Source organism: Bacillus sp. L_1B0_5 (assembly GCF_000836715.1).
In the GTDB taxonomy this organism is placed as follows: domain Bacteria; phylum Bacillota; class Bacilli; order Bacillales; family Bacillaceae_G; genus Bacillus_A; species Bacillus_A thuringiensis_S.
Genome location: NZ_JXIS01000132.1, coordinates 1 through 4,856, shown reverse-complemented (window position 1 = coordinate 4,856; position 4,856 = coordinate 1). Strand labels below are relative to the sequence as shown.

Here is a 4,856-nt window from a genome sequence, read left to right as displayed (position 1 = left end):
TATTTATTTTAGTTTTGCAACACCCTCCAAAAACATAAAATTCAATAAATATATCTAGTTATTAAATAAACAACTAGATATACAAATTCATCATCCAATTGTATACGTTTTTGAAGAAAAGTTTCTTATGAACGTATATTTGTTGCTATGTCCTTTTGAACAAGCCTTGTGTATAGTGAGTTATTTTCCAATAATTCTTGGTGTTTTCCTGTTTCCACAAGGGATCCATTTTCTAATACATATATAAGATCTGAATTTTCAATCGTTGATAACCTGTGCGCAACAACTATGGTAGTCTTACCTTTACGTATGTTATCAATATTTTTCATGATTTTCTCCTCTGTATTCATGTCCAATGCTGAAGTGGCTTCATCTAAAATTAATATATAAGGATTTCTTATTAACGCCCTAGCTAGCGCTAATCGTTGTCTTTGCCCGCCTGACAGGGTTAGACCTCTTTCCCCTATGACCGTTTCATAACCTTCTGGTAACTGCCTTATGTAATCGTCCAAACAAACAACTTTGATAATTTCATCAAGTCGCTCAGATGAAACAATAGAACCTAGAAGTATATTATTTCGTATTGTATCTGAAAATAAATATGGTTCTTGGAAAACTACCCCTATATTTTGAAACCATGTATTACTTTCTATCTTCATTATTGATAAATTATCCGCTTTAATTTCTCCTGAATTTAGGGCATCAAACTTTAACAATAGACTAATTAAAGTTGATTTACCTGATCCGCTGGAACCCACAAGTGCAATCTTTTTACCAGGGGGGATTTCCATGGATAAATTGCGTATTGAATAATTTTTATTATTAAAATATTTATACGAAGCATCTTCTACACTGATTGTAAATTTATCTCCTAATAATAACGTATTATTTTTAAGTTCTTCTTGATGATTATTTCTGTTATATTCTTCCCTAAGATTATCAATAGAAACTATAGATCTCATTGATCTAAAAATTGCATCATATATCCCTTTTATGGCATCTGCTAACTGTAAAGATAATTGAAAAATTATAACTAGTGCACCAATTGACATTGAACCCACATATACTTTATAAGAACCTATTGCGAGAACTATTAGACTTGTTCCCCATTTTAGTGATTCATTTGCAAGTAAATGCTTACTTCGAATATTTTCTTCTTTAAAAGCATGCACATAATAACGATCAAATAATTTATTTAAAGTTTGTTGTTCCCACTTTGTCCTATTAAAAATAAGTACTTCTCTAGTAGACGATATACATTCCTCTAGCCGGACTAAAATCCTAGATTCTTTTTTATTTATTATTTTAGACATTTTTTTAAATTTACTCGCTAAATGTTTAGCAAATAATATATAAAAAATATTAAAAACTAAAATGAATATTAATACATAAATATTTGTGGAACCAATAATAAAAGTTAATAGTATTATGCTAAACAATTGTTGTAGTAATCTTGGAATATCCCACGCTAATAAACGTCCAATACTTCCTATATCAGCTGTAAAGTGATGTACATATTCTCCTGTACGCCTTTTTTGAAAAATCGCAGTTTTTATGCTATAAAGGTGTTGCAAATAATTATTTGCTAAGGATAGTAAAAAATTAGACATATTTTTGGCTAAAACATAAGAACTTATTGTAAAAAGTAGCGAATAACTTATATATGAAACTGCAATTAGAGACAATACGTATAGAAATTGATCATATTCCTTATTTATGAATACATTATCTATTAGCTTTTGCTGTAAAACAGTAGAAGAAATATAGGCACCGGATTCTAAGAATAACAGTAGAATAGCAAACGTATATATCCATTTATTATCAATAACCCTTTTAAAAATCCAAACTAGACTATTCATTTATACCTCCAAGTACTCATTTTCTCTATTTATTAATTCAGTGAACAATCCCTGTTGACTAATTAGTTCCTCGTAAGTACCAGATTCTATAACTTGTCCCTTATCAATAACAACAATACGATTAAAATGTTTTATGGAAGATAGTCGATGAGCAATAGCAATAACGGTTGTCTCTGTTGGTAAATTATTTAATTGAGAATATATTATCTCTTCATTGTTGTTATCTAGTGAAGCAGTTGCCTCATCTAATAAAATTAAAGTTGGCTTTTTCACAAACATTCTTGCTAATGCAATTCTTTGTTTTTGTCCTCCAGATAATTTAATTCCCCTTTCACCTAATAGCGTTTTATATCCCATATTTAACATGCTTATAAACTCATGTGCATTAGCTAATTTTGCAGCTTCTATTACTTGCTCATCAGAAGCTTCTGGATTTGCAAATTTTATATTATCGAAAACAGAAGATCCAAATAAATACGTTTCCTGAGGTACATATCCTATAGAGTCTCTTAGACTTGATAGTGAAAATTGACAAATAGGTTTACCATTTACGTAAATATTACCACTCTCTGAATCGTATGCTCTCATAAGTAATTTAAAAATAGTGGTTTTACCTATGCCGCTCTCCCCTACAATTACAACTCGTTCACCCTTCGTTATCTTTAAATTAAAGTTATTTAATATAAGCTGGTTTGAATTATAACCAAATTTTACATTTTCAAATTCTATTGTATTGATATCTTCAGGTTTTGTAGTAGACAACATTAAATTTTTCACTTTAGGTTTCTCAGTTAAAAACTCATATAAATTTTTTGCTTGATAAATTAATATTTTTTGTTCAGTCATAGATGTTATTACTGCTGTAATTCTATGCATTGCATTAAAATAGTATAGAAAAAACGCCACAAATACCCCCAAGGATATTTCATTATTTCTAATTAAATAATACCCAACTATAATTAAAGCAATTCCCCCTAAATAATAAGAAATCCTCCGAACCGTCCCTCTTAAATAAGCATAAAAGTACATTTTTATTAAACTTTCATTAAAGACATTATGTTTATTCAAAAAATTGTCTAAATCCCATTTCTGTACATTGTTAACTTTCAACTCTGTAATAGATGAAATACTTTCATACGCCTTTTTGTTTAATGCAATACGAGAATTAGACATATTTTTCGCACTGATTGATGCTTTTTTCTCAAAATAAGGGCCAAATAAATAATATAAAAATAGAAATGGAATTATTATTAATGTTAATTTAATACTTGTCATTAACATAAATATTATAGAGATTATGGCAAATCCTAACTCATTAATAAACATAGGAAGTAATGTACTATATAACTTTTGCACATTCTTTACCTCTGTACTTAAAAGCGACAGAAGTTTTCCAGGGGAATTTGTCTCATAATAATAAATATCTAAATTTCTTAAATGCTTTAAAATATGAAATTGTAAATCACGGGAACAAAATTCTTGTAATTTACGTTGTTGAACATTTTGAATTGGAATAATTAAAAAATTTATTATTAAAATAATTAACATACATCCAAATAACAATATGTAGAATTCTAATAAATTATTGTTTATTAATGAACCATCTATTAAAAATTGAATAGCTTTAGGTATTAAAAGACTACTTATTGATAATAGCAAACTACAAAAAATTAGCACCACAAAATTAAATTTATACGGCTTGATATATGATATTAACCATCCATATATCTTAAACACATCTGACTGTAAAAATTTTTTATTTTTATAACTCTTCATACCATACTCCTCTCAGTAATAAAAAATTTACTTAATGATACTTACTTATATATCTACTCATCTATCACTTTGGGGGAATTATATATAGAATATTAATAATACCGCTTACAATTATAAAATTCCTTAATGTATGGAAATAAAAGCTATAGTAAAATGTGAAAAAATGGCTCATTATCCCCGTTGTACTACTTGTGTCTCTAAAATAGTTTTTACGGTTATTATCATGTGAGCAACTTTTCTTTATATGCACCTTAGGAAGTAACTTAATTTTGCCCACATGATATATAATAACTTTATTATTTATACTATTTCACATAAATCCCAGTACAATATTACATTTTTTTAAAAATTAACTATCCAAAGAAAATATATATCATTCTACTATAGGTGATAAATTTATTAACAATTAAAGCTTATTTAATTTTAGATGAAATAAGTTCCCACCAATCACTCAAAGTTGGTCTCTCTGCTAAGTCCACAAACGTTATTCCAATATCATTTCGACGCAACATCTCTACAAAGCTCATAATATGATAGAGTCTAATCCTCTATCTAATAAATTATCTTCATCAGAAATATGCTCATCAATAAATTCCTTATTATCTGGTCCAGCTGGAATTCCATCGCTCCAAAGGTCTTGCAACAATTCTCATTGTTCTAAAGTTTGTCCACCCGGTTGTGCAGTATAAACGATTGGAATCCCTAATTATGCGCATTCTTTTTCAACGTTTAAATATTCGAGGTAAGTTCCACTTTTGATGATCCTACTTCATGATATGCATCTAAAAAATACTCTTGCATATCGTGCATAAGAAGAACAACACGTTCTGGATCTGGTTTCTATCTTACTTTATTAATTAGTAAATCTAATTCTAATGGCATAGAGTAAAAATTGACATGTGGTATTTACATCCATTTAATAATATTTATTTTCAAGATTATTGCATTACTGCAACAAGTTTTTCAGCAATAACCTTACGTAATTCCTTTTTGCTTACTTTTCCAACACCTGTTTGCGGAAATGATTCAATGAATTCAATTCGATCTGGAATCTTATAAACCGCAATACCACGTTCTCTTAAAAACGTTTTTAATTCACTTACAGTTGGAGCTTGTCCACGAGCTATGACAAAAGCGCAAGTACGTTCTCCTAAATAATCGTCAGGCATAGATACAATTGCTACGTCATGGACCGCATCGTGTGCTAATAGATGATTTTCA

Annotated in this window: 2 protein-coding genes and 2 pseudogenes; all 4 read right to left on the bottom strand. The window is 28.7% G+C overall.

The window, feature by feature from the left end; genetic code table 11:
• Window positions 1–125 precede the first annotated feature (125 nt).
• Window positions 126–1,859, bottom strand: coding sequence for an ABC transporter ATP-binding protein (locus RT27_RS29265; protein ID WP_043938613.1), 1,734 nt, complete (start codon window positions 1,857–1,859; stop codon window positions 126–128).
• Window positions 1,860–3,635, bottom strand: coding sequence for an ABC transporter ATP-binding protein (locus tag RT27_RS29260; RefSeq protein ID WP_043938611.1), 1,776 nt, complete (start codon window positions 3,633–3,635; stop codon window positions 1,860–1,862).
• Window positions 3,636–4,048: 413 nt separating this feature from the next.
• Window positions 4,049–4,517: pseudogene (locus RT27_RS34490) on the bottom strand (isochorismatase family protein).
• A gap of 56 nt (window positions 4,518–4,573) precedes the next feature.
• A pseudogene (gene entE, locus RT27_RS29250) lies at window positions 4,574–4,856 on the bottom strand (2,3-dihydroxybenzoate-AMP ligase); the annotation flags it as partial.

Excerpts from the sequence above, each read along its gene's own strand:
- RT27_RS29265 (WP_043938613.1), bottom strand. The coding sequence starts at position 1,859 with ATGAATAGTCTAGTTTGGATTTTTAAAAGGGTTATTGATAATAAATGG.
- RT27_RS29260 (WP_043938611.1), bottom strand. The coding sequence starts at position 3,635 with ATGAAGAGTTATAAAAATAAAAAATTTTTACAGTCAGATGTGTTTAAG.